25 protein-coding genes and 1 tRNA gene are annotated in these 25,242 nt (G+C 35.8%); 18 read left to right on the top strand and 8 right to left on the bottom strand.

Features of this window, described 5'->3' with window-relative positions; all coding sequences use genetic code 11:
- Nucleotides 1-40: 40 nt before the first annotated feature.
- From C1631_RS21405 to map, 8 genes are all read left to right on the top strand, one after another.
- Nucleotides 41-595 (top strand): hypothetical protein, encoded by a 555-nt coding sequence (locus C1631_RS21405; protein ID WP_109714121.1) that lies wholly within the window; start codon nucleotides 41-43, stop codon nucleotides 593-595.
- Between the two features lie 173 nt (nucleotides 596-768).
- Nucleotides 769-1,938 carry an RHS repeat-associated core domain-containing protein gene (locus C1631_RS24410; RefSeq protein ID WP_228441444.1) on the top strand — a complete coding sequence of 390 codons (1,170 nt, stop codon included), beginning with the start codon at nucleotides 769-771 and terminating at the stop codon, nucleotides 1,936-1,938.
- A 5-nt stretch (nucleotides 1,939-1,943) separates the two neighbouring features.
- A complete protein-coding gene (locus tag C1631_RS21415) occupies nucleotides 1,944-2,483 on the top strand; it encodes a hypothetical protein (RefSeq protein WP_109714123.1) in 540 nt (179 codons plus the stop codon).
- Between the two features lie 232 nt (nucleotides 2,484-2,715).
- Entirely contained in the window at nucleotides 2,716-3,843 is a 1,128-nt protein-coding gene (locus C1631_RS24545; protein ID WP_109714125.1) for an RHS repeat-associated core domain-containing protein, read from the top strand.
- 11 nt (nucleotides 3,844-3,854) lie between these two features.
- Nucleotides 3,855-4,484: a hypothetical protein gene (locus tag C1631_RS21425; RefSeq protein ID WP_109714127.1), complete on the top strand. Its 630-nt coding sequence runs from the start codon at nucleotides 3,855-3,857 to the stop codon at nucleotides 4,482-4,484.
- 435 nt (nucleotides 4,485-4,919) lie between these two features.
- Complete coding sequence (locus tag C1631_RS21430) at nucleotides 4,920-5,156, top strand: hypothetical protein (protein WP_103249084.1); 237 nt, start codon at nucleotides 4,920-4,922, stop codon at nucleotides 5,154-5,156.
- A 51-nt stretch (nucleotides 5,157-5,207) separates the two neighbouring features.
- Nucleotides 5,208-5,504, top strand: a complete 297-nt coding sequence (locus C1631_RS21435) for a hypothetical protein (protein WP_109714129.1) — start codon at nucleotides 5,208-5,210, stop codon at nucleotides 5,502-5,504.
- 172 nt (nucleotides 5,505-5,676) lie between these two features.
- On the top strand, nucleotides 5,677-6,441 hold the full coding sequence (gene map / locus C1631_RS21440; protein ID WP_109714131.1) for a type I methionyl aminopeptidase: 765 nt from the start codon (nucleotides 5,677-5,679) through the stop codon (nucleotides 6,439-6,441).
- A 191-nt stretch (nucleotides 6,442-6,632) separates the two neighbouring features.
- Here map and C1631_RS21445 read toward each other — a convergent pair whose 3' ends face one another.
- On the bottom strand, nucleotides 6,633-7,226 hold the full coding sequence (locus C1631_RS21445) for an FMN-dependent NADH-azoreductase (RefSeq protein WP_103248169.1): 594 nt from the start codon (nucleotides 7,224-7,226) through the stop codon (nucleotides 6,633-6,635).
- Nucleotides 7,227-7,338: 112 nt separating this feature from the next.
- Here C1631_RS21445 and C1631_RS21450 point away from each other — a divergent pair, with 112 nt between their 5' ends.
- The 4 genes from C1631_RS21450 to C1631_RS21465 all read left to right on the top strand — a co-directional run bounded on the left by C1631_RS21450 (nucleotide 7,339) and on the right by C1631_RS21465 (nucleotide 12,000).
- A complete protein-coding gene (locus C1631_RS21450) occupies nucleotides 7,339-7,884 on the top strand; it encodes a Crp/Fnr family transcriptional regulator (RefSeq protein ID WP_103248168.1) in 546 nt (181 codons plus the stop codon).
- A 129-nt stretch (nucleotides 7,885-8,013) separates the two neighbouring features.
- On the top strand, nucleotides 8,014-9,144 hold the full coding sequence (locus C1631_RS21455; protein ID WP_109714133.1) for an alpha/beta hydrolase: 1,131 nt from the start codon (nucleotides 8,014-8,016) through the stop codon (nucleotides 9,142-9,144).
- 157 nt (nucleotides 9,145-9,301) lie between these two features.
- Nucleotides 9,302-10,834 carry a M20/M25/M40 family metallo-hydrolase gene (locus tag C1631_RS21460; RefSeq protein ID WP_103248166.1) on the top strand — a complete coding sequence of 511 codons (1,533 nt, stop codon included), beginning with the start codon at nucleotides 9,302-9,304 and terminating at the stop codon, nucleotides 10,832-10,834.
- Between the two features lie 470 nt (nucleotides 10,835-11,304).
- Nucleotides 11,305-12,000, top strand: a complete 696-nt coding sequence (locus tag C1631_RS21465) for a hypothetical protein (protein WP_103248165.1) — start codon at nucleotides 11,305-11,307, stop codon at nucleotides 11,998-12,000.
- 101 nt (nucleotides 12,001-12,101) lie between these two features.
- Here C1631_RS21465 and C1631_RS21470 read toward each other — a convergent pair whose 3' ends face one another.
- The 4 genes from C1631_RS21470 to C1631_RS21485 all read right to left on the bottom strand — a co-directional run bounded on the left by C1631_RS21470 (nucleotide 12,102) and on the right by C1631_RS21485 (nucleotide 15,117).
- A complete protein-coding gene (locus C1631_RS21470) occupies nucleotides 12,102-13,019 on the bottom strand; it encodes a DUF2490 domain-containing protein (protein ID WP_109714136.1) in 918 nt (305 codons plus the stop codon).
- A gap of 218 nt (nucleotides 13,020-13,237) precedes the next feature.
- Nucleotides 13,238-13,639: a hypothetical protein gene (locus tag C1631_RS21475; RefSeq protein WP_103248163.1), complete on the bottom strand. Its 402-nt coding sequence runs from the start codon at nucleotides 13,637-13,639 to the stop codon at nucleotides 13,238-13,240.
- A gap of 317 nt (nucleotides 13,640-13,956) precedes the next feature.
- Nucleotides 13,957-14,043 (bottom strand) — tRNA-Ser (locus C1631_RS21480).
- Between the two features lie 45 nt (nucleotides 14,044-14,088).
- Entirely contained in the window at nucleotides 14,089-15,117 is a 1,029-nt protein-coding gene (locus C1631_RS21485) for an asparaginase (RefSeq protein WP_103248162.1), read from the bottom strand.
- Nucleotides 15,118-15,279: 162 nt separating this feature from the next.
- Here C1631_RS21485 and C1631_RS21490 point away from each other — a divergent pair, with 162 nt between their 5' ends.
- Genes C1631_RS21490 through C1631_RS21500 form a run of 3 tightly spaced genes read left to right on the top strand, consistent with a single transcriptional unit; the run spans nucleotide 15,280 to nucleotide 17,236 of the window.
- The gene (locus C1631_RS21490; protein ID WP_109714138.1) at nucleotides 15,280-15,954 is read left to right on the top strand and encodes a TrmH family RNA methyltransferase; all 675 of its coding nucleotides are present in this window, start codon (nucleotides 15,280-15,282) and stop codon (nucleotides 15,952-15,954) included.
- A 5-nt stretch (nucleotides 15,955-15,959) separates the two neighbouring features.
- The gene (locus C1631_RS21495; protein ID WP_123966761.1) at nucleotides 15,960-16,391 is read left to right on the top strand and encodes a hypothetical protein; all 432 of its coding nucleotides are present in this window, start codon (nucleotides 15,960-15,962) and stop codon (nucleotides 16,389-16,391) included.
- Nucleotides 16,391-17,236 carry a hypothetical protein gene (locus tag C1631_RS21500; protein WP_109714142.1) on the top strand — a complete coding sequence of 282 codons (846 nt, stop codon included), beginning with the start codon at nucleotides 16,391-16,393 and terminating at the stop codon, nucleotides 17,234-17,236. The genes C1631_RS21495 and C1631_RS21500 overlap by 1 nt, the downstream gene beginning before the upstream one ends.
- Before the next feature lie 4 nt (nucleotides 17,237-17,240).
- On the opposite strand, the gene C1631_RS21505 is transcribed toward C1631_RS21500, so the two are convergent.
- Genes C1631_RS21505 through tsaD form a run of 3 tightly spaced genes read right to left on the bottom strand, consistent with a single transcriptional unit; the run spans nucleotide 17,241 to nucleotide 19,346 of the window.
- Nucleotides 17,241-17,936 carry an RsmE family RNA methyltransferase gene (locus C1631_RS21505; RefSeq protein WP_103248802.1) on the bottom strand — a complete coding sequence of 232 codons (696 nt, stop codon included), beginning with the start codon at nucleotides 17,934-17,936 and terminating at the stop codon, nucleotides 17,241-17,243.
- Between the two features lies 1 nt (nucleotide 17,937).
- Nucleotides 17,938-18,333, bottom strand: a complete 396-nt coding sequence (locus tag C1631_RS21510) for a hypothetical protein (protein WP_109714144.1) — start codon at nucleotides 18,331-18,333, stop codon at nucleotides 17,938-17,940.
- Entirely contained in the window at nucleotides 18,330-19,346 is a 1,017-nt protein-coding gene (gene tsaD, locus C1631_RS21515) for a tRNA (adenosine(37)-N6)-threonylcarbamoyltransferase complex transferase subunit TsaD (protein ID WP_103248800.1), read from the bottom strand. Before tsaD ends, C1631_RS21510 begins: the two co-directional genes overlap by 4 nt.
- A gap of 4 nt (nucleotides 19,347-19,350) precedes the next feature.
- Between tsaD and C1631_RS21520 the strand changes: the two genes are divergently transcribed.
- From C1631_RS21520 to C1631_RS21530, 3 genes are all read left to right on the top strand, one after another.
- The gene (locus tag C1631_RS21520) at nucleotides 19,351-24,141 is read left to right on the top strand and encodes a translocation/assembly module TamB domain-containing protein (protein ID WP_109714146.1); all 4,791 of its coding nucleotides are present in this window, start codon (nucleotides 19,351-19,353) and stop codon (nucleotides 24,139-24,141) included.
- A 134-nt stretch (nucleotides 24,142-24,275) separates the two neighbouring features.
- Nucleotides 24,276-24,746: an Lrp/AsnC family transcriptional regulator gene (locus C1631_RS21525; RefSeq protein WP_034703315.1), complete on the top strand. Its 471-nt coding sequence runs from the start codon at nucleotides 24,276-24,278 to the stop codon at nucleotides 24,744-24,746.
- 69 nt (nucleotides 24,747-24,815) lie between these two features.
- Nucleotides 24,816-25,193 carry a hypothetical protein gene (locus C1631_RS21530; protein ID WP_109714148.1) on the top strand — a complete coding sequence of 126 codons (378 nt, stop codon included), beginning with the start codon at nucleotides 24,816-24,818 and terminating at the stop codon, nucleotides 25,191-25,193.
- The last annotated feature ends 49 nt before the right edge of the window (nucleotides 25,194-25,242 follow it).

Genomic DNA, 25,242 nt, shown 5'->3' on the forward strand with positions numbered 1-25,242 from the left:
ATTTTTAATATGGTTATTAAATTTTAAAAATATATAACTTATGGAAAGAATTTGGAATTATGTACATTACTTTATTTATCAGTTTGAGAGAAACGCATCAAAAATAATAACCTATCCTATTACTTTAATTTTTGATTTAATTTATAAAATTCCTTTTATAATAAATGTACTAAAGAAGAAAAATAGTTCACCACAAGAAATAAGAGTAGCTAGCGAGAATGCACTAAATAATCGTGTATATGGTCAGAATATTATTATTTCAGGTATTCAAATGGGAGGCTTGATAATTCTTTTAGAATATGGATTATTCAATATTTTTCAGGCAATTATAGGAAAATCATTAATACAAATCTTTTGGGAACCAGGAAGTCCATATAAATGGATTTTTATAATAGGATTATTGGTTATGCCATGGATTATAAATGAAAAATTACTATTTAAAAACGATAAGTACTTAAAATATTTTGATGAATTTGATAAAGAGCCTAAAAAAATAAGACATAAATGGGCTTGGATTAGTTTTGGAATAGTTGTAGGAATTTTGTCATTCTTTATTTTAAGTTTTGTGCTCATTACGAATGTGTCTATGGATTAGAATAAATAGTTATTTTATAGCAAACCATCAACTATTTATTTTTTTAATACAATAAAACCACTGCACTGCAGTGGTTTTTACTATAAAAAAACTATTATATTTACCAATACAAAGACTGCGAACGCAGTTCAGTAAGGGTAAGTTTCGCAAGAAACAGCGCAGGTGCTCCTGAAATTACCGGAACCAACAACTATTATCCTTTTGGGCTTAACCATATCGGAGGAGGAAATATGTCTTCATTCTCCAATTATCATTCTTACAAATTTGGAGGCAAAGAACTTCAGGAGACAGGAATGTATGATTTTGGAGCGAGGATGTATATGCCTGATCTGGGTAGATGGGGCGTGATAGATCCAATGGCAGAAACGATGAGAAGGTATTCTCCTTATAACTATGCTTTCAATAACCCAATAAGCTTTATAGATCCTGATGGGATGGCACCTATGCATCAGTTTGCGATGATATCCGATGCTCGTCCCGATACTACCTCTGGATGGACAAATCCGGGATGGTTAGGTAGAGGAACAAGTGATGGTATAAATTATGGAGCTACTTTAGGATCTGGTGGCGGTGGCAGTGTTTATGAAAGTGAGTATGGAACTGTATACACCGGAAGTGAGGCGAGAGATGCTTTTTCAGATTTGGTGTCGGGAAATCCTCCCCGATCTAAGAATAATGGAAGTTTTTGGAACAAAATTGGGCGTTTTTTCATTAATTTATTCGGAAGAAGAGGAGGAAAAGCGAATGTAAGTGTTGGTGCTGTTGAAAGGGTTCCTCCTGATTATAGTGCTGATGGAACTAGGCTATTTGGCTTAATAACGAATGCTAATTATAATCCAATGGCTGAATATCGAGCCAATCGCGATAATCCGTTTTACAATGAAGGAGAATCAAGTTTGGACAGGTCTTTCAGACTTATGAATAGTTCTCATATAGAGATCATGCAGGATTTCGGAGGAGGTGGATACAATATGTTTGGTGGATACGGAAGAATAGGGAATGCTACAGTTGCTACAGAAGAGATATCTATAATTTCAAAAATTTCTGCAGAAGCAGAAGCAAATGGTATATTAAGTACTCAAAAAAGAATTAATCCAGCTAAAGTTGCTGAATATTTTGAACAAATGTCAAATGGAACCTACAAACCAACCGGCGGAGCAGGATATATCTATGAAGGAAAATATATTTTGACAGATGGAAATCATAGAATGAATGCAGCTATTCAACATGGAATAGAAAGTGGTAATTTTAAATATATTGAGGAACTTATTAATAAAGGCAACTTTATTAGAAGAAATCCTTTAATTGATAATTATAAAGTTTATAAACTACCTGTAAAATAAAAATAATGTATAAACAAATAACGATTTTTAATAAAAATATCGATTTAGAAATTGGAAGTGTATATGTAATTTTTAATAATTACTTATCACAAGAAGATAATTTAAATAAGTCTAAAAAAATATTTTACATTAATCTACCTTTTCACGATTCTATTAAAGTTTCACAATATGTAGATAGTAAGGACCTATCTATTAATAATTATGAAAACTTAATTAAAAAATACAATTTAAAATTTATTAAACCCCAAGAAATTATTGATGTTTTTAATCAGCTAGTCTACATAATAATAAATGAGATTGAAAATTATGATATTTTTATAATTGGAACTGTAGGAATCGCCTTTGAAAGTATTAAGCTAATTCTTAAAGAACTAATAGATATTGCAAAAATAAAAGACAAAATATTCATTTTTGTACAAAATGAATCAAAAAACATTGATATTTTAGAAAAGGTTGATATGTTAAAATTAGATAATTTTGATACTTGGTATGTAAATAAGCTTAGAAATAATGATGATAATGCATTTATATATAAACAAAGATAAATTTCTAAAAGGAGTATAATATTTCTCCAGTTGGCGTGAGCGTCTCGCTCGTGCCCCCTGAATAAAAGTAAAAGCCACTGCAATTGCAGTGGTTTTTTACAATAAGAAAACCGTTATATTTACCAGTACTAAAACCACCTTGACAGACGAGTAAAAGAGAAGCTTTTACGAAGACTGCGAATGTAGTTCAGTAAGAGTAAGTTTCGTCAGAAACAGCGCAGGCGCTCCTGAAATTACCGGAACCAATAATTATTATCCTTTTGGGCTTAACCATATCGGAGGAGGAAATATGTCTTCGTTCTCCAATTATCATTCTTACAAATTTGGAGGTAAAGAACTTCAGGAAACAGGAATGTATGATTTTGGAGCCAGAATGTATATGCCAGATTTAGGAAGATGGGGTGTGATAGATCCCATGGCGGAAGCGATAAGAAGGTATTCTCCTTATAATTACGCTTTTAACAACCCGATAAGCTTTATAGATCCGGATGGAATGCAGCCTCGTCAGTTTGCTATGCCGAATGATACGAGACCGGATGCGCCTTCAACCTGGATCAATCCTAACTGGATAGGAAGAGGAGATGCGGCTTTTGGATCTATAGAAACAGGATATGGAGGTAGTTATGGATTTGGCTCTTTATATCCACAATCAAATGGAACAGACGATAATGATTTGCTTAATGATATTATATCTATATGGGAAAAGAAATTAGGGAAAAAAATAGAAAGAAACAAAAATGGAGATTTTTATTGGTGGAAAAACTATAAAGATCCAGATTCAAAGGTAAAGAGCGTTGGGGAGCTTAATATTCTTAAAGTATTTAATAATAGTTTAATGGGAATGGTAAACAATGTAGAAGGAATGAGTAAAAAACTAATGCATTATCAGACAGAAGATTTTTTTAAGGATACGGAAAAGCATTTAAATGGACAATTAGGAAATGCTAATATGGTAATAGATGAATATAATAAATTATCCAATGTAAATAAAATAAATGCCTCGACATTTCTTTCGGCAGTTAGTGGTATTAGAGCAGGAAAGATTTTAAGATCAACCGAAGGATTTATGAAATCGGTAGGTAAAATTTCTAAAAGGTTAGGCTATGTTGGTACTGGTTTAACTGCTGGGGTAACTTTATATGAGTTTGGAACTGATACTTGGGATGCCCATTCTATCATAAATCTAGGTTTATTAGGAGCTACTGCTGTAGCAACATTTGTAACGGCTCCTGCCATAGTTGCAGCTGCGCCAGCTATTCTGGCTGGAATTGCAATATATGGTGTAGCAGATTATATGTTCGGTATTGGTGACCAATTAGATGAAAGTATTGGTAGAAAGTCTACAATATGGTACCCATAAATAATTTGAAAATGAAAGAATATAAATTAAATAATTTTTCAATAAAAAAACTATCACTATACACGGTTGTTTCTTTTATTATAGTAATACTATTTACAGTTTTAACTTCTATTTACTTTAATCCTAGGATTTATCCCGCAATAGTACTTTTTATATTAAGTGTTATTAGTTTTGTTTTAATAAAAAAGAATTCTATGAATACTTACAATATATCGTTAGACAATAATTATATTTCTTTTAATAATAAAAAAATTGATTTATCACATATTTGTAATTACAGCTTTAGTGAAACTGAGAATTATTACGGATGCAGATTAGTTTTTAATTCTTATAAAATTTTTTTAAATATCCCTAAAAAAGCGACTAGTGATTATTTAGATTTTAAAAAACATTTTATTGAGATTATTAATTTGCAGAATAAAGATAGAATTAATAATCCAATTATTGAATATAATTGGTATAAGACGAAATCTTCTAGAATATACGGTTATTTTGTGATTAGTATAATGTTAACATGGCTTATGTTAATGATTATATTCCCCGGTAAATTGAACTTATCCAATATAGGATTATTTTTAATTGTTACTGCTGGCTTAAGTCCTATAGTCTATAGAATTTTTGGTAGTGATAGGTTTAAATGATTTTTTATTCCATCGTGTCCATTAATAAATAAAACCACTGCATTTTGCAGTGGTTTTTTACAATAAGAAAACCGTTATATTTACCAGTACAAAGACCATTTTGACAGACGAATAAAAGAGAATCTTTTACAAAGACTGCGAACAGAGTTCAGTGAGGGTAAGTTTCGCCAGAAACAGCGCAGGTGCTCCTGAAATTACTGGAACCAAAATTATTATCCTTTTTTGGACAGATATGGAGAAGTACAGGTTTTTGGACCTGTTATGGGAGCACAGATTATAAAACCATGGAATGGAGGAACTTGGACTCCATATGTAAGATAAAATATAAAAAAATAATAAATTATGAATGATTCAATAATAAATGATTTACATAATATTAGAGACCATTTAGATCAAGTTAAATCTTATGTTAGTAATATTAAAAATACTTTAATTATGGATTCATTTGTGGAAACAAGACAGCACTTATATGATATTTATAACGATAGATTAGGAATGAGTTTTTACCTTGGAAATCATTTTGAAGGGCATAGAGAAGTTGTTGAAAAAATGAGAAATTCAGATCTGGAAAATGTAAGGTTATCTGTGATTGATGGTGATAAGAGAAGTTGTTCCATTTTCAGTAGCGAAGATTTTAGCGTAATCCTGGGTATTATTTTTTATGATAATTAGTACATACTATCTCCCGATTGCTTTTTGTCATTTTATCAACTAAAAATACAAATGGAGAATACAATTGAAATTCAAAAAGAAGATATAAAAAAACTGTTATTGACCTTGATTCAAAAATTAGAAGTGTCTGAAATTTCTAAATTTTCTTTTGATAAAGATCTATATTGGAATATTTCTACTGAAGAATTATTTAATATTTATGAAGAACCCAAGGAACTTACCATAGGTAGTCTTAAAGAGGATTGGGAATTTTTACAAAAGGTTATAAATAATGATAGGGACGTTCTTAATTTTGATTTTTACAAAATATCAGCCATTCTCAAAGCAATAAGTCTTTCAACATTATAAAAGATCGCAGGGATGTTTAAAGCCCTTCAACTTCACAGACGGAATTTGTAGATCATCTGGTCTCAAACACCAGTTCTGTTATTTCTTATGAAAACAGATAAGTCATGATTCCTTTTGAGTGGCCTGTTTTAATTTCATAACTTTGTCAATATCAACAATCAAAACCAAAATAATGTCTATCACAAACGAATCCGAACTGGCGGGAATGCAGAAAATAAGTGAAGCCGTAGCGTATACTTTGAGGGAGATGACCCGTTATGCCCAACCCGGAATGACGACAAAAGACCTTGATGAATATGGAGCCAAAATATTATCGGACTTCGGAGCAAAATCAGCTCCTTACCTTACCTATGGATTTCCGGGCTGGACCTGCATCAGTGTAGATAATGAATTCTGCCATGGTATACCTTCCGAAAAAAGAGTCTTGCAGGAAGGTGATTTAATCAATATCGATGTCTCTGCAGAGCTGGATGGATACTGGGCTGATAATGGTGGATCTTTTGTCATTGGAAAAGATATTCATCACCATCAGAAGCTGGTGGATGCTTCCAGAGATATTTTAGAAAAAGCCATTAACAATATCAAAGGAGGGGTGAAAATAGCCGATATCGGAGCTCTAATGGAAAATGAAGCTAAGAAAAGAGGTTATAAAGTCATCAAAAACCTTGGAGGCCATGGTGTGGGAAGAAGCTTACACGAAGAACCGGATGAATTGTTGAATTACAAAAACCGCTTCGATACCAGACGCTTTAAAAAGAATTCTGTAGTTGCCATAGAAACTTTTATTTCTACCGATTCCAATATTGCCGTAGAACTTAAGGATGGCTGGACGATGGTAGGAAATAAAGGCGGTTATATGGCTCAGCACGAACATACCATTGTTGTTACTGACGGAGCCCCTATCATCCTTACCCACATGAACGGGATCCTGAATTAACCCATTCATACAGAAAAAAAATGCCACGACTGCACGAATAAAAATCATCCGTGCATTCGTGGCAAAAAAAATCAGCAGACTCTTACTGAAAATCTTCGGTTTTCCTGCACCTTAAAAATCATAATATCAGAGCCACTTAGCGCCATCGTGATTTCCAACCAAAAAAGAGCTTTGTCGCAAGTGACAAAATATTAAAATTTCATTTTCTCCAAAATATGATCATAATCGGGCTCGAAACCAGGTTCCACCGTTCCTTCAATCCGATACGTTTCAACATCCGTAATACCCGTATACGCTTTCAAAACATCTTTAAGATATGCGGAAAGATAGTCCGGTGTTCCTTCAATACTCCGCCCGCCGGAAGCGACAGCGAGATATACTTTTTTATCCCTAAACTGACCCACACGGTTCCATTGCTCATCAAAAGCATAGGTAACTCCTGCACGGATCAGTTGATCCAGCCAGGCTTTCAACGGGGTTGAAATACTAAAATTAAACATCGGAGTTCCTATGACAATAATATCTGCCTTATGCATTTCATCCACGATAGTATTCGCATAAGAAAGCAATTGATTGCTTCGTTCATTGTAGGCTTCCGGAGTTTTATAAAACTCATAAATAGAGGTTTCATCCGCATAAGGGGGTGGACTTTTAACCAAATCTCTGGTAGTAACTGTGTTGATATTACCTTGTTGAACCAGCCTGTCTACAATGGCTGAGCTGAGTGCTTTACTGTAAGACTCACTTCCTCTGGCACTGGAAATAATATGCAAAATGTTTTTCATAATATAATCTTTTGTTGTCATGACGATCGAAACGTTCAGATGGGGACTATATTTTTTCTGAAGAATGATAAAAGTAAACACTACCTTTAGATAGGTAATTATATAATCGGTCATGATCAGTAAGAAGCATACCAGAGTCATTGAAAACCTCACTCAAATATTTGAGAGTACACTATACCGGCGTAAAGAAATTATTGTTGATGTGGATGAGGTTCATCGTGATTTGTTTTATATCAGAAAAGGGGTAGCCCGTATTTTCTATTATGATGATAAAGCCCGGAATCATACCCACTGGATCAGCTCAGATCATCAGTGTATTGCTATTTTCTCAGGCATATTGTCCGGGAAAAGAGTGCCGTATGGAATTGAAGTCATTGAAGATCACAGTGAAATATTCCGGATGCCTTATCATCAGGTATTGGAATTAAAATCCCGGTCTCCGGAAATTCAGCAGTTTATGGAAGACCTGTTTGCTGAAAGCTTGATCATAATGGGAAACAGAATGATAGACCAACAAATAAAATCTACAGATGAACGTTATCACGAGCTGGTAGCTGCACATCCGGATTGGCTTCAGAGAATTAATCTCGGATACATTGCCGGATACCTTGGAATGACCCAACAGCAATTAAGCAAAATAAGAGGACAACGTTCATGATTCTTTTTTAATCCAGGTGAAAAGAAAAGCTAAACTTTAATCCTAATTTCGATACAAGTTAAGCTAACAAAGGCATTGCTGGATAAGGTAAAATACAGCCTGCCTGTTTTTCACTAAAAAAGAATCATAATGAAAAAAGGAACGTATCCATTACATGATGAAGCAAATTTTAATTATCAATTGAACCGAACCATCATGTGGGGAGGCGGGGATCTTGAAGATATCAAAACCATTGCGCCTCTGATCAAAACGACAGAAGACTGGGTAAGGGAAATGACCGCTCTTGCTGAAGGAGCGGAGGCACACGGGCGGATAACCTGTGCCATCGGATATTACAGGATGGCAGAGTTTTTTGAAGCAGACGGATCTCCCGATAAAATAATGCTCTACAGAAAATCAAAGTCACTATTCTATGAGCACTATCGGGATCTCTTTATAAAAACAATCAGAAGAGAGGAGATAACCTATGAAAACGGAAAACTTCCTGTCTGGATTTGCCTTCCGGAAACAGAAGTAAAAGATACCGTGATCATCCACGGAGGAAATGATTCCTATATGGAAGAATTCTTACCGGTTGTTCAACGTTTGTTATCGGAAGGAATTGCTGTTTATCTTTTTGATGGTCCGGGACAGGGAGGCGCTTTAAGAGAATCGGGGATTTATTATACCTATCAATGGGAAAAGCCTGTAAAGGCTATTTTGGATGCTTATGAGCTGGAAGATGTCACCCTTATCGGACTCTCTCTTGGGGGAATGCTGGCTCCCCGTGCAGCAGCGTTTGAAAGCCGGATAAAGAGGGTAGTGGCCTGGGGAATTATGCCGAACTTTTATGATGTGGTGCTGAGTAAAGTTCCCAAAGAATTAAGATTGTTGATGGATCAGGAGGAAAAAGAACAGGTCAATGCTCTGATTCAAAAGAAAATGGAAGCCGATCCTCTCGTAAAATGGGCCATACAACATGGAATGTTCAGCATGAATGTGGAAACTCCCTACGATTATCTCAACAGAACCCGAGATTTTGAGATGGAAAGTATTGGCCACCAGATTACTCAGGACTTTTTACTGATGGGTTCCAGTGAAGACCATTTTATTCCGGTAACGCTTTACAAAAGAGTTATTGATGCATTGCCTCATGTGAAATCACTGACCTATACACTCTATACCAAAAGTGATGCTGCCGAAAATCATTGCAATATGGGAAATACAGCACTGGTTGTAGACGATATCATTCATTGGATAGTTTGGGCAAAAAATAAATAGACGATTAAAATCACAAGGTTTTTAATTGGAAGAGGCTGTTTCTTATGAAGCGGCCTTTGTATTATCATTGAAAGTCAATATAGATGGGCTTTAAATTGTTAAAGAAGAAATACTTTCCTATCTTTATAGCACCAAACCACATCACAAACCTATTGCTATGAAAAAGTTTCTTTTAATCCTTCTGGGAGTCATTGTTATCCTCGCTGCGGTTGTTTTGATTAAAACCTATACTTATCCTTTTAAGAAAAACAATCTGGGATCCGGTGAAGGATGGAAGCCTGTAAAAAATGATTCTGCAGTGATGCACCTGTCAGGAGGAATAAAGATTCCTACTGTGTCTACAGGAAGTTTGGGTGAGTTTAATTATGAGCCATTTGCCCGGTTCAAAGAATACCTGAAAATATCTTATCCTCTGGTGTTTCAACATACTGAAAACGTTGAGGTCAATCAATATGGTCTTGTGTTCAGACTGAAAGGAACTAATCCGTCATTAGAACCGATTCTTTTCCTTTCCCACATGGATGTTGTGCCTCCGGGAGATGCAGATATAAAAAATAACGAGGAAAATATATTCCGCCCTGATGATAAACCCCTGGAGCCCGTTTCAAAAGTTGCTGAAGACTGGGATTTTGCTCCTTTTTCAGGGGCTGTTGCCAACGGAAGAATCTACGGAAGAGGAGCCATTGATATGAAAGGGATGCTCTTCTCTTTAATGGAATCCATGAATAGTTTGATTAAAAACAAGCAGATTCCCCAACGCGATATTTACCTGGCTTTTGGATTTGATGAAGAAGTAGGAGGTCAGAAAGGAGCGATACAGATTGCAGATTATTTTAAGAAAAAAGGGTTGAAATTTGATGCCGTGTACGATGAAGGTGGATTGATCATGAGAAAAGGCAATGTAGCCGGAATAGATACTGACGTTGCCGTAGTAGGTTGTGCTGAAAAAGGATTTCTTTCTGCTAAAATTAAAGTCAAAGGGTTGGGAGGGCATTCTTCTATGCCTCCTATGGAAAGTGCTATCGGGAAAGCTGCAGTGATCATGCAGCGTTTGGAAGATGATCAGATGAAGCCGGAAATCACTCCGTTAATCAAAGAGTTTTTCACCAATATCGGTGGTGAAATGCCGTTTACTACCCGAATGGCACTGGCCAATCAGTGGTTGTTGAAACCTGTATTGATCTCACAACTGACCAAAAATAATACAACCAACGCTTTAGTTAGAACAACAACTGCTTTAACCATGATGAAAGGGAGTGACGGAACCAATGTTCTCTCTCCGGAAGTGGAATTTGTGGTCAATTTCAGGCTTCTTCCCGGAAACAGTGTTAAAGATGTCAGAGATCACATTGCCAAAGCAACCAAAGGCTTCGATGTTGAAGTTGAAGAAATTGATAATACAAGAGAAGCTTCTGCCATATCTCCAACCCATACAAAGGCATTTAAATTAATAGAAGCAGGGGTTAAAGAAATTCATCCTGGTGCTATCGTTACACCTTATCTCACCATGGCGGGTACAGATGCCGGTAAATATGAGATTGTAAGCAAAAATGTATACAGGTTTATGCCGATTAAAATCAATAGTGCAGAACAGCAGAGTATCCACAGTACCAACGAATACGTGAGCATTGAAAACTATCTGAAAATGATCCACTATTTCGAGTATATGATGAAAAACTATGATAAATAAGGAGTTGAAAATAGAAAGTTGAAAATGGAAAACGTAATTTGATCATTCAATGGGTTGGTCGTTTATTATTTGCTGTAAGGAAATGATGCAGGTTTTATGGTTTTAAGATTGTTGCTGTATTTAGCTCTGTCAAAATAGTATTCATAGATTGAAAGGAGATAATCTTTGATTTCGCTCAGAGATGAATAAGGTTTGTCTTTGCCGAATGAAGTGCCTTTGCAAAAGATCTATAAGATTTACATAAAAAATTTGTAAACCTTAGCGTTAAATTTTTAATACTAAATAAAAACCATTGAATGCTGGGATTTCATGCTCAATAATGGTCAAGTTTCAGCCTTTTATCAATTGGTCTCTCCTTTTTTCTGCTTTCCCTTTGTCAAAGATTTTACAAATTAATTTAAACAAAAAAATATTACGTCAAGTTTTGTCGCATTACGACTATAGCTTTGTCTCATCAAAATTACAGAGCTATGGAATTGCCATTTTACTTAAACTTTACAGACTTTGAAAGCCAATATTATCATAATCTTGAAAAATGGTTTGAAGAATATCATAATACCAGCGAAATAGATTATCTCAAAGCGCTTGCAGATTTATACAGTCCGTATGTGTACTACAACTTTGCAACCGACAGGTTGCAGGCAGATGCTTCCATTGAAATTAAAGACTGCTTTTTCCCTTATCATGAGAAAATCGGAATTTCTTTCTGTACTCATTGTGAAAAAGAGTCTGCCTCCGGAAAAAATCTAAACCATGTATTTGAGTTCAAGAATATCTCCATGATGGAATATGCCCAGCATATTTTGGATAAAGTAAACAGGTATTGCTCAAAAAACAAATCTGCTTTGGAAGGCAATAAAAGTATTCTGGATTATATCAATCATTACGATAGTATAACTTCTGTAGAAGGAGTAGGCTATTGTATCAGTTACAACCGCCACCAGAAGGTACTTCCTTTTCTAAAGGCATACCTTCCGTACTACGGACAAACCGTTAATATGGCAACCTACAAAGATTTCATTTTTTCTGTGGTGGATATCGCTGAGTTTATTGATCAGAAGCTGAAAACGATCCGTGCTTTTGAACATACGATCTATGCAAAGTCAAAATCAGATGCTAAATTCAATGTACAGATGAGCCGTCAGTTTCTGACCCTATGCAATTAAATTTTACACCATACATTCATACTTAATTATATTGATGGAAGAAATTCTTCCAAATAAGATCCCGGACAGCAATGACCGGGACTTTTTTATTAGAAGTAAAACTAGTGCTTTTTATATGGAATATTCCAGATCAGGTCTGCAGCCAGATAATGAACACCTCCATGATGGATACTTCGGCTTCCTCTGATCAGATCATCCATGTATCCGATATCAACAGTGAAAGGAGAATTCGGAATATTGAACATATAATAGGCAGTAAGACGCATTTCCCGATAACCAAAGGAATTCCATTCAGAATCCGGTTCGTTCATGTGGCTGATGGAAAAAAGAGCTTCTGCCCCTAAGGCCAGTTTTTGATTGTTTTTGGAAGATAAATTATAGGTCAATTGACTTTTTATACGGGTTCTGAACTGGAAATCTTCCTCAACTTTATGGAACCCGGCATCAAAAAATTTCCTGAATTCCTGACGAATAGTGTTTTTCAGTTTTAGCTTTTTTCCAAGATCAAATGTATAGGCATACCGTCCATAAACTCTGAATTCCTGTTCCGTATTTTCTTTTTCATAAGGGGCATCACTTTCATAATGAGGTTGCCGGCGATAGCTGATGGCATAGCTATACTGTTGATGGGGAGCAAAGGAATGATAATACTCATGGTTGAGTACCAGAATAGCCTGTTTTGAAAGCAAATTATCATTGTCAGGACTACTTTTTCTGCCTATGGCAATATAGCTCATCGTAGATCTCTTTCCCAGAGAATCCAATTGACGCTTTACACCAAAGGCTGACCAGAAGGCGGTATTGGCATCTCCCAAACCTGGCGGGCTGATTTGTGCCCGTAAAAGACCGGTCATACCAACTAATAAAACTAACCCAACGAAAACTTTCTTTTTACTCAATACCATGGACACATTTTTGAATATTACTTTTGAAATCTTCGAAATCATAAGATCAGATAAGAATGTAAAGGATGCGCAGAAGGAATGATTGATCATAACAAATGTAGAGGCTTTGTCCATAAGATGTTTATTCAAATACTTTTAATGATGTTTGAAAACATGACAAAATAAAGATCAGATTTAGGATAGATTTAGGAATGATAGAAAATATAACATTCATAGTAACATCATTGCTTACACCATCATGTGAAAATAAGTGATGACAAATAAAATAGAGCACTCCCTGAGGAGTGCTCTATCTTGTTGGAATAAGGATTTTGTTATGAATAGGTCGGTCTTTATCCTGCTTTACACATAGCGTCCCATGTAGTCCAGAAATGGGCATTAATAGCGCCGATAGGCGGGTTGATGCTATCCGCAACAATACCTACCATAGAAGCACAGTTTGAATTACAGCCAATTTCGTTATAACTTCCTGCCTGTGGAGGAATCTGTCGCCATGTACCTGTAGAACCACTTAGTAATTCTACTTTTATTTCAAATATTCCCGAAAGATTGGGAGTTTGAATTTGTTTAGTCGGATTCTCACTGGAAATAGAATCGCTCCAGTTTCCCTGTGAAAATGTTACACGCCACGTTGAAATCATTTTAGATGTTTCATTTTGTGGTGAAAGGTATACCCAGAATTGAGCTCCGTTTCCCAGCTGAAGCTGGCCTGATGAGTTTACATTTGATGCCATATTAAATACGTTTTAGGTGATGAGTTGAGTATTTCAAAGGAACAAAGAACCGGGTATTTAAAGTAGAGTATAAATAACCAATTATTATTTTGAGTATAAATACGGAGTTTATTTAATTGAAAATTGAAAATTGAAAGTTGAGAATTGAGAATTAATTGAAAGTTGAAACTGAATGGGTGTGATACTAATTTTGCTTGTGTTGATAGAAAAATAACAAACATCAAAAAATCAGACTGCCTAATCTGTAGGTAAAAATATTTCTACAGAATAATAAAAAAGAAGCCTGTGCTAAATCCAGCACAGGCTTTGTTTCTTTGCAGAAAGGAAGGGATTCGAACCCTCGATACAGTTACCCGTATACTACCTTTCCAGGGTAGCTCCTTCAACCACTCGGACACCTTTCTTTTTGAGATTGCAAAAATAGAGTATTTTATTGAATTTCCAAATTATTATTGCAATTTTTCAACAGTTATCTCTCCACAAAGACTCTGAGTGAAGTTGTCGGCGAAATTTCCTGTATAATTAGGGTTGTCGATCAGGTGCATTGCCTTGGTAATCGCTGTTTCTGCAGTCATATCTCTTCCGGAGATGGCTCCGATTCTTGAGAAAATATTGCTGTTTTCGTACTTGCCAAAAGAGATTCCTCCTGAAATACACTGACTTACCACTACGATTTCAGTCCCGTTATTTCTGATTTCCTCAAGTGTCTCCTGCGTTTTTTCGCTACTGAAGATAGTCCCGGAGCCAAAAACCTGCAAAATAAGAACCTTCATCTTAGGAATTTCTCTGAAGTGACTCAGATGCATTCCCGGGAAAATTCTCCAGAACAAAATATCCTCGGAAATATGTTCGTCAACATGAAATTGGACGTTGGGATCGCAACGGAACAGATTATCTTTGATGATATTTAAATGTACACCCGATTGCCCCAGAATAGGATAATTCGGGCTCGCATACGCGTCAAAATATTCTGCAGAGTATTTAAGCGTTCTGTTTCCTCTTAATAATTTGTATTCAAAGTAAATGGCAACTTCCTGGATAACGGCTTCGTCATTTTCATAAAGGCTGGCATAATAAAGACTCGTCAAAAGATTTTCTTTAGCATCTGTTCTCAGATCACCAATCGGAAGTTGGGAACCTGTCATAATCACCGGTTTTCTTAAACCTTTTAACATGAAACTTAAAGCAGATGCTGTATAAGACATGGTATCCGTACCATGGAGAATCAGAAATCCATCATACTCATCATAATTTTTGTAAATATAATTAGCGATGACTTTCCATTCTTCAGGACCCATATCCGAAGAATCCAGAGGCTTGGCAAAAGGATGTACGAAAACTTCACATTCCATCAGCTTCATCTCAGGCATCTTTTCAAATATATTACCAAAATCAAAGGCACGGAGGCTTCCGGTTTCATAATCTTTTTCCATACCAATGGTTCCACCGGTATAGATAAGCAGGACTTTTCGTTTCATGTATTATTTTTAATTAAGAAATTGAACCGGGATAAGGTTCATAGTCCAAAATTACGTTAATTTGCAAAGATTTGAAAATGAATGAAACGCTTATCGTAAAATTTTATAAAAAATAGGGTTATCACGGTAGGTGTTGTCTTGTGATATTGAAAAACTAACTGAATGCAGATGAAAGAATTAACAGAAACTTATGACTATTTAAAACAATTTTTAACGGAAGAAAGACTGGCAAAAATTGAACATTTCTCACAGGAAAGTTCCGATTTTGTACTTCCGGTTGTAGAAGATATCTATCAGTTCCGGAATGCTGCTGCAATTGTACGCTCAGTGGAGGCCTGTGGTTTTCATAAAGTAGTGGCTTTACAGGAAGAATATAGTTTTGAACCTAATCTTCGTGTGACAAAAGGGGCAGATACATGGGTTGAGGTAGAGCGACTTCCCCGAAATATGGAATCATTTCAGAATATTAAAGACAGGGGATATAAAATAGTAGTCGTTTCGCTGGAGAATAATGCTAAAATGTTACCGGAATATGAAATAACCGAGCCCATTGCTTTGGTTTTTGGAACAGAGATGGAAGGCGTTTCTCAGGAAATTCTGGATTTTGCAGATGAGACACTGGCTATTCCGATGTATGGCTTTACCAGAAGTTTTAATGTTTCTGTAGCGGCCTCAATTTGTATGTATGAATTGAAACAAAAGCTGATAAAGTCTGATATTGATTATAAATTAAATGAAGAGAAGCTTTTAAGAATGAAGATTCTTTGGGCAACCAATTCCATAAAAAGTGGAAAGGAAATTTTAGCAAAATACCAGAAAGAGCATAACCTGAATTGAATGGGATGAAAAAATACACCAAATATCTTTTCTTTTTTTCTGTGTCAATGTCGGTTATTACATTGATCATACAGGAAAACGGGTATAAGGAACTTTATCCGTTTGCCGGTTGGAAGCTGTTTACAGTACCGACCGGGGGGGAAGATTCTATGGAAAGATATAAATTGTATGGAATTAAAAACGGTGATACCATAAGAATATTAAACAGGACGGTAGAAAGCTACGAAGCTAATGATGAGGAAGGGATTGTATACACCTATGCTGAAAGAATTGATAAGAATGAAGATAGAGAAGAAAATAGGAAGAAGCTTTTAATCTTTGCCAAAGATACCAGACCGGAATTTCAGAAATATTTGCTGTATAAAGAAAGCTACAACCCCAATGAACTTGGCACAGAGAAAATGCATGTTACTAAAAAACTGATTATCGGACTGTAATGAAATATCCTCAGCTTACTATATTCAACTATAAGATTGCCTATTATGCGATAAGGCTGGTTGGTTTATATTGGCTGTTGGTGCAATATTTTAGGTTTTCTCAGCTAAGGGGGAGACCTGAAGAAATTTATGAGCCCTACTTTTCGCTGGGAAAGATTATCTTTCCCGAATTTCCGGGAACGCTATTGTTTGCCGGTCTTTTAATAACCTGTGCAGCATCTATTATTGTTTCAGCCTTTAAGCCATCGTATATCCTTAATGCAGTAATCTTTTTGCTGATGGCAGTTATTAATCTTCCGTTGTCAGCCAATTTTGGGCTACATCATGATAACCACCTTGTCATATTAGGGTATTTTTTAAGCATTTTTTTACTCCCCAACCATCTTGAGGAAAAGGATTATAAATTAGTACAGTACTTCTACCTGGGACTTTTAATGACCTATACTTTTGCCGGAGCCAGTAAATTTTTAGGAACAGCCAAAAATATCATCAGGCATACCGATAAAATGTTGTGGATAGACAAAAATGCAGCAAAGCTCAATTCATATAATAATTATTGGGTTGCCGATATGACCATACCCACATGGATGAAGGAAATATATGCTTACGAAAATCTATGGGTGATCCTCACTGTTTCAGGAATACTCCTGCAGCTTCTGTGTTTTCTGGGAGCTTTTAACAGAAAATTGTTGACTTTCTTTATGCTGTTTATTATTGTATTTCACTTATACAATATAGAATTTGTTCTCGCAGACTTTAGAAATGCTATCCTTTTCATCTTAGCGGCTCTGTTTCCCTATCATCTATTGATTCCTGTTTCTAAAAAAACAGGAGTGAAGGGTTGAAATACTAAATCATTTTGTTGTAATTCCAGGCAGCTACAAAAACGCCGGCAGTTTCAGTTCTCAATCGTTGATTGCCCAATGAAACCGCTTTGATATTATTGTCTGCCAAGAACGAAATTTCCTTCTCAGAAAAATCTCCTTCAGGACCAATTAAGAAAGTAATCTGTTCCATTTTGGGAATATGATTCAGGTCAATTCTTTCCAGATTTTCATGACAGTGTGCCACAAAGGTATTTTCAGGATCAGTATTTTTCAGAAAGTCTGTGAGTTTTATGGCGTCATTGATAACAGGAAAATGAAATCTCAGACTTTGTTTTGATGCCGCAATACTTTGCTTTCTGAGCTTATCGACATTGATTATTTTACGTTCCGTCTTTTCAGTGATAATAATAGTGATGTCAGAAATTCCCATTTCCACAGCTTTTTCCACAAAAAATTCGATGCGGTCAATATTTTTAGTGGGAGCAATGGCAATATGAAGTTTTGGAGTAAAGTCCGGTAGATTTTCTTTCATCTCAGCGATTTCAATACCTGCTTTTTTTCCTTCTATAACCAGTTTTCCTGATGCCAGATTTCCTTTTCCATCAGTCACATAGATGTCTTCTCCGGCTTTCATCCGAAGAACCTTTACGATATGCTGTTGTTCCTCGTCATTAATGATGACTTTATTATCTGCTATATGTCCGTAGAATAATTTCATATCATATATCCTGAGTTAAGAATGCTACACCGGTTTTGATGGTAGTATATATATCAGTATCACATTCGCGGTAAGTACACATGAATATTTCTTCTATCCATTTATTATTGATAAAAATCAGATTTAAATATTCCTGCTTTCTTAAGTTATTTTTAATTGACAAGTAGTCTCCTTCTTTGGGAGTATAAGGGAAACTAAAAAGGTGCTCCGAATTTATCTTTTCCAGAATTTCATCTTTTACATCCTGAATATATCCTTTTTCAGAACTTGATGGGAAATAATCTGTTGAATTTTCCGAATCATTACTTTTTCCTGTAATGGTTTCTAACACCCAGTAATATTTTGAATTCTTTTTAGAATGTGTTCCCAGTATTTTTTCTTCTAAGAGTATTTTCATAGGTCATATTTTGCAGTCGCAGAGGTTCTCAAATCCGTAAACTCTCCTTTCTCAAATTTCAGCTGGGCTACCATAGCAATCATCGCTGCGTTATCAGTAGTATATTCGAATTTTGGAATATAGATATTCCAACCCAATTTTTCTTTATTGTCTTCCATAGCTTTTCTTAATGCAGAATTGGCGGAAACACCACCGGCAATGGCAACTTCTTTAACGTTGAGGTCTTTGGCCGCTTTTTCAAGTTTATTCATTAAGATTTCAACGATCGTTTTTTGTACCGAAGCACACAGATCATTAAGATGTTCTTTAATAAAATCAGGATTCTTTCTCACTTCTTTCTGAATGAAATACAATACTGATGTTTTGATACCACTGAAGGAATAATCATAATTTTCCATCTTAGGTTTGTTAAACTTAAAAGTATCAGGATTTCCTTCTTTAGACAGTCTGTCGATAATAGGGCCTGCAGGGTAATCCAGATCAAATATCTTTCCGATTTTATCAAAAGCTTCACCTGCCGCGTCATCGATCGTTTTACCGATAATTTCCATATCGAAATAGTCCTTTACCAGGACAATCATGGTGTGTCCGCCACTTACCGTGAGGCATAGAAAAGGAAATGTTGGCGGCACAGGATTTGCATCCTCGATGAAATGGGCCAGAATATGGGCTTGAAGATGATTTACTTCAATCAATGGAACATTAAGGCTCATAGCCAAAGACTTAGCAAATGATGTACCTACGAGAAGTGATCCCAAAAGTCCGGGTCCACGTGTAAATCCTATAGCTGAAATGGCATTTTGTTGTATATTTGCTTTGGTAAAAGATTTTTCAACAACGGGGATAATATTTTGTTGATGGGCTCGTGAAGCCAATTCAGGGACTACACCGCCATATTCTTTATGGATGGCCTGGTTCGCGGCAATATTAGAAAGAATGGAATTCCCCTTGATGATAGCTGCTGAGGTGTCGTCGCAAGACGATTCAATACCTAAAATTATAGAGTCGCTCATAATAATGGCAAAGTTAGAGAATAATAACGAGAATGAGAATAAAAAATCAGTAACTGAAAACTTAGGAGATCAGGTACAAAAGACTGTTGAAAATGTAGAAGGGAAGGTCAGGGAAACAGTAAAAGAAGCATCTGAACTGGCTTCAGATGCCATTCATCATCCTGTAGAAACGGCTGAAGAATTTGGAAAACAGGCAATGAAAGATGTCACCAGCTACACCTGGTGGGCAAAGCTTCTTCTTATTCTTTTTTGGCTGGGTATTGTGCTTGTCGGAGGAGTACTTATTACGATCAATCTTCCGGTTACCAAGCAATGGGCGGCAGATCAGGCATTGAAACTTGTAAACAATGATTTTAAATCCGGATTCTCCACTGAAAGTGTGGATGTAAATTATTTCGGAGACGTTACTATAAAAGGATTAAAAGTAAAGGATTATAAAGGCTTAGACTTTATTCAGGCCCGTGAATTTCGTGCCGATTCAGACTGGCTCTCTCTGGCAGCAAATGCCATTTCCGGCCAAAGCAATTCTTTAAGCTTTAATTCCCTTACTCTGATGAATGCAGAGATAAAGGTTATTACCTATAAAGGAGACAGTATTTCCAACTTTGTCCGATTTACAGAATTATTTGACGACGGAAAGAAAAGAGATCCCAAAAAACCTCCTTTTCAGCTGAACTCCAGAGTGCAGATTATTGATTCTAAAGTTTCTATTGTGAATCAAAATTCAGAAGGAGAACATGGAAAATGGCTGACTGCAACAAAATTCAATCTTAAAGCTCCCAATGTTAAAGTGAATGGCCCCAATGTTTCGGCATTGATCAATAATATGTCTTTTGTAACCTCCAGATGGGGGAAGTCTCATTTTGTAGATACCTTTTCAACAGAGTTTTCTTTAACGCATCAGTTTTTATCACTCAAGGACCTTACTTTAAATACTGACCATACTTTGCTTCAGGGAGATATTAAATTCAATCTTCATAATGGTTCATGGGCAGATTTTGCTGATAAAGTGCGCTGGGATATGAATATTGAACAGGGGAGCCAGGTAAGCGGATATGATATCAGTTATTTTGTAACCAATTGGGATAATATTAAACCATTCAATATTGCAGGCAAAATGACAGGGCCCTTAAATAAATTCCACCTTGAAAATTTCCTGATCAGAAATCCCGATGTCAATATAGCTACAAAGACAATGAAAGTAGACAATCTGTTGAAAGGACATTTTGCCATTGAAACAAAAGATCTTTCCACAGATTTCACCTATAAAGATTTGAAAGCGATGATGCCTTCCTTTATTTCCGGTAAAATGAAAAATTTTGCGGATGATTTTGGAAAGTTAAAATACAACGGTACAGCAAAAGTAACCCCTGATCTGGTATATGTGGAAAACGGGAATTTGTTGACGGGAATCGGGCAGGCAAAGATTTCTAAACTTTCACTGACCGGCTATAGTACAGCTATGCCTAAGTATACGGGCTATCTGGAGGTAAAAGATCTTAACACCTCCGTCATTACCAAAAACAAATCGGTAGGTCTTATTTCCGGTAAATTTGATTTGAGCGGACAAAGTTTTGATGTCAATACCATGCGATTGACCACCAAATCTCAGATTGCAAGTATCGAAATCATGGATAAAGTGATTAATAATCTCTATCTGGACGGATTATTAGATCACAAAAAATACAACGGACTCATCACCGTTAATGATGAACAGGCAAAAGCTACAATAAAAGGATTGATTGACTTCAGTACGTCCAGAATTTCTACAGATATAAATGCTGACGTCACTTATCTGAATATGAATTATTTTACAGGTAAGCCTGGCAGTCAGATTGTCAGCGGACAGGTAGAAGGTAAAATGGCAATGTCTTCACTCAATGACCTGACTCTGGATGTTAATGCCAATAGTCTTCATTTTGCGACGGCCACTCAAAAATATGATATTCCTAATGCTAAATTAAAAACATTTGTAGAAGCAGGAGGGCGTGTTATTGATGTTGATGCGCCAGGGGCAGCTACCGGAAAAATTTCAGGAAAATACAACCTTGCAGATCTTGCAGGAATGGTAGAAAACGGAATTGGGAAAATACTGGTTGGTCCACCTCCGAGAAAAATGTACCGGGGGCAGAGCTTCAACATGAATTTTAATGTACAGCAAGGACTGGTTAATTATTTTTTACCAGATTTGAAACTTCCTAATGGAGCCTTGGTTGAAGGTGAATATAATGGTGATTCTAATAACCTGATTCTGAATCTTGATGCTGTTGCTTTAAAATATATTATGACCAAAGAAGAGGAGATCACGGACGCTGATAAAGCTTTAGCCTCTTCTAATCCTGATTACACTGTTAATAACAGAAAGAATCAAAGCAAAGACAGTGCTATGGTAGATAGTGTTAAGGTGAGAATTAATACGGCAAACCTTAACCAGCAGATATATGCCAGAATCAACAGGTTAGAATATAATAAGAATATTATAAAAGATTTCGAGCTTAAAGGAAATAATGAGAATGGGAATACCCTTCACCTTGCGACTGTATTTAAGCACGGAAGTCCTGATGATGAAATTAACGAAAAACTTAAGGAGTATGCCATTAATGTCGATCAGTCAACGGATGCAGCAGGTGATTATGTTTTTAGATTTGAACCGACAGAAGTGAAATTTAATGAAGTTACCTGGGCTGTTGATACAAGTCCGGAGCTTAATCACTCCATTACATATCGAAAGGCTACCGGTGATTTTGATATCAGAAACCTGAGAATTTATTCTGATAACAGTGCTTTACATATCAAGGAAGCACAGTTTAAATCGATGAAGGACTTTTATCTGGATGCTGATATTCATGATTTTTCTATTGAGAAGCTTCTGGAAATGCAGTCAGGAGGGAATGGGATGGATATAAAAGGTCTTGCTAACGGAAGTGTGAAGATCAAAATGGATAAAAGTACCCTGCAGCCATTGGTAGATCTTACCATTGATGATATTAAAATGAATGGCAATGATATGGGGGATATTACCGTATCTGCTACCAACGGGTTCTCTTTGAACGTTTATGATATTGATATTAAAGTACATTCGGCAGGAGCATTGGGAGGAAACAGTCTGGATGTAACAGGTACTGTTAATAACAATACTGCTTCTCCGGATATTGACCTTACAGCGCAGATGCGTGACTTTGATCTTTCGTTTACCCAGCAGTTTGTACAAACTATTTTTGGAAACCTGAGAGGAAAAGCAACAGGAGATCTTAAAATCAATGGTAAATTAAAGAACCTTGACTACAATGGAGATATTGCTTTAAAAGATTTCGGCTTAAAACTTTTATTTACAGGGGTAGATTATTCATTTGATGATACCGTGATCCAGCTTACAAAGGGTCTGGCGATTCTTAACAATATTGAAGTGCACGACGGAAGAAATAACTCTAAAGGTAATATTTCCGGGGCGATTCAGTTTGAAACTCTTTCTTCAATGGGGGTTTCTCTCGTAATGAGAGCAGATAATCTGTTGATGTTGAATAATACTCAAAAGGATTCTGATCTTTTCTGGGGAAGGGTATATGGTCAGGGAGATCTTTATGTTGATGGACCCGTTTCAGGATTGAGTATTACCACGCCTAATATGAAGGCATTGAATGGAAGTACTTTTACCTTCAATTCGAGTTCTACTTCCAATGTTGAAGAGTTTAAAATGCTAAGATTCCTTAAAGAAGGAAAAGACGGGCTGGTAACCCTTGAAGAGAAAAAGAAAACAGGTGCCAATATGAATATTGACTTCAACCTGGCAGTGGATAAAGGAACCACCGTCAATGTACTGGTGGGTGATGATGTCGGAAATATTACTGTAAAAGGATCTGCAGACCCGTTAAGATTCCACATGAACAGACAAGGAAATATTGCGATGAGTGGTACTTATAAGGTAGATAATGGTACATTTGTTTCTAAGGCTATTCTTAATAAAACTTTTCAGATCGAAAGAAATAGTAGTATCAGATGGGATGGGGATGCAATGAAACCGGCATTGGATATTAATGCCAATTATGTGAGAATGGTTTCCAATGTTGGAGAGTATCTTAATTTAAGTAAGCTTCAGCCGATCAGTATTTTGCTGCAGGCCCACATTACCCAGTCGTTGGTAGACCCTAAAATTGATCTTAATGTAACCGCTATGGATGTGTCAAGCCAGGTGAGAGAAACTTTGGCGGCAAAAATGAGCCAGGAAGGAGAGAAGGTACTTCAATTTGGTTCAGTTCTCCTTTTAAGCACGTTTAACGTGTCCAATACGGGTGGGGTAGACGTAAATGTAGGGAATGTAGCGGAATCTTCCGGGTATAATATGCTTCTGAAACAATTAGGATCAGTTCTTAATACCATGAGTAATGAATTTCAGATTGACCTGAATTATGTAAAAGGGGACCAAAATGCCAACATTGGAGACAGAGCTAATGCGGGAGTTAGTGTTGCCGTTTCACCGAGGATCAATGTCAAAACCGGACTGGGAATTCCATTGTCAAGAACAGAGGGTACACAAGCTAATTATCTCTCTACTGAGGGATCTATTGAATATGATCTTTCTAAAAAGAATGACGGTACATTACTTCTAAGGGGATATTCTAAGCCAGCAAATATTGGTATGATCAGTACAAATGGTTCTGCTAATCAGGCTTATGGTGTAGGAGTTATGTGGAGTAAAAGCTTCAATTCTTTGTTTAAAAAGAAGAAAAAAGACAAAAAAACTACAGAAGGTAAAAGTGAAATAAAAACAGATTCTATAAAATCACAAGGTAAATAATTTGAATATTTTAATGATTTTTATCATCTGTGTTAATTATTGTTAATATTTGATATATATTTTTTAGTTAAATTATTTTTCGTAAATTTGCAAAAAATACATAGATTTTTTAAAGAAATTGTAATTTAACTAATATGAACTATCAACTGGACGAAATAGACAAGAAGATTCTTGATTTCTTAGTAGAAAACACAAGAATGCCTTTTACTGAAATTGCAAAGCAGATGGATGTTTCTGCTGGAACAATTCACGTAAGAGTGAAAAAGATGGAGGATGCAGGTATTATTTTGGGATCATCTCTTAACATCGATTACGGAAAGCTAGATTATCACTTTACAGCTTTCATTGGAATTCTTTTGACAAAATCAAACCGTACTCAAGAAGTATTGAAAGAATTGTCAGTTCTTCCTAACGTAATCGAAGCTAGCGTTATTTCCGGAAAATATAATATTTTCTGTAAAGTAAGAGCTAAGAATACAGAGGATGCTAAAAGAATTATTTATCAGATAGACGACATTCAGGATGTAATGAGAACTGAAAGTATGATTTCTATGGAAGAATACTTAAGTGATAAAAACAGACTGATCAACGCGATCTCTATCTAATTCAAATTTTAAACGAATTATTATAAAAGAACTTATGAAATCTCTCATAAGTTCTTTATTTTTGTACTTATGGAAGAATACAGCTATTTTGATGAAGATCCGAAGAAAGGATGGGGTTTTGTATTAGCCTTTGCGGCTTTAATGTTATTTACTGTAATGGGATTGGGGATTGATGTTGATGAATATCTGCAACATGAATATCTTGAGATCCCGAGATGGTATTTTTATGTGATTTTTTCCATTGATTTTTTCATGATGATCGGGCTGATACTAATGTTTTTCTATAGAAAAATAGGAATCTTCATGTTCCCGGTACTTTTAGTATTGCATTTTTTTATGCATAATTATTACCTTTCAACCTTTCTGTATACGGATGTAACCAATCTTTTCCTTTTTACAGGATTTGGTATGCTGGCGATTATTCCCAAGTGGAAGTTTTTTAAATAAAGATTTCAGATAAACAGATTTTCGCTTATAAAACAAGATTACAGATTTG

It is taken from the genome of Chryseobacterium phosphatilyticum (assembly GCF_002899825.2).
Lineage (GTDB): Bacteria > Bacteroidota > Bacteroidia > Flavobacteriales > Weeksellaceae > Chryseobacterium > Chryseobacterium phosphatilyticum.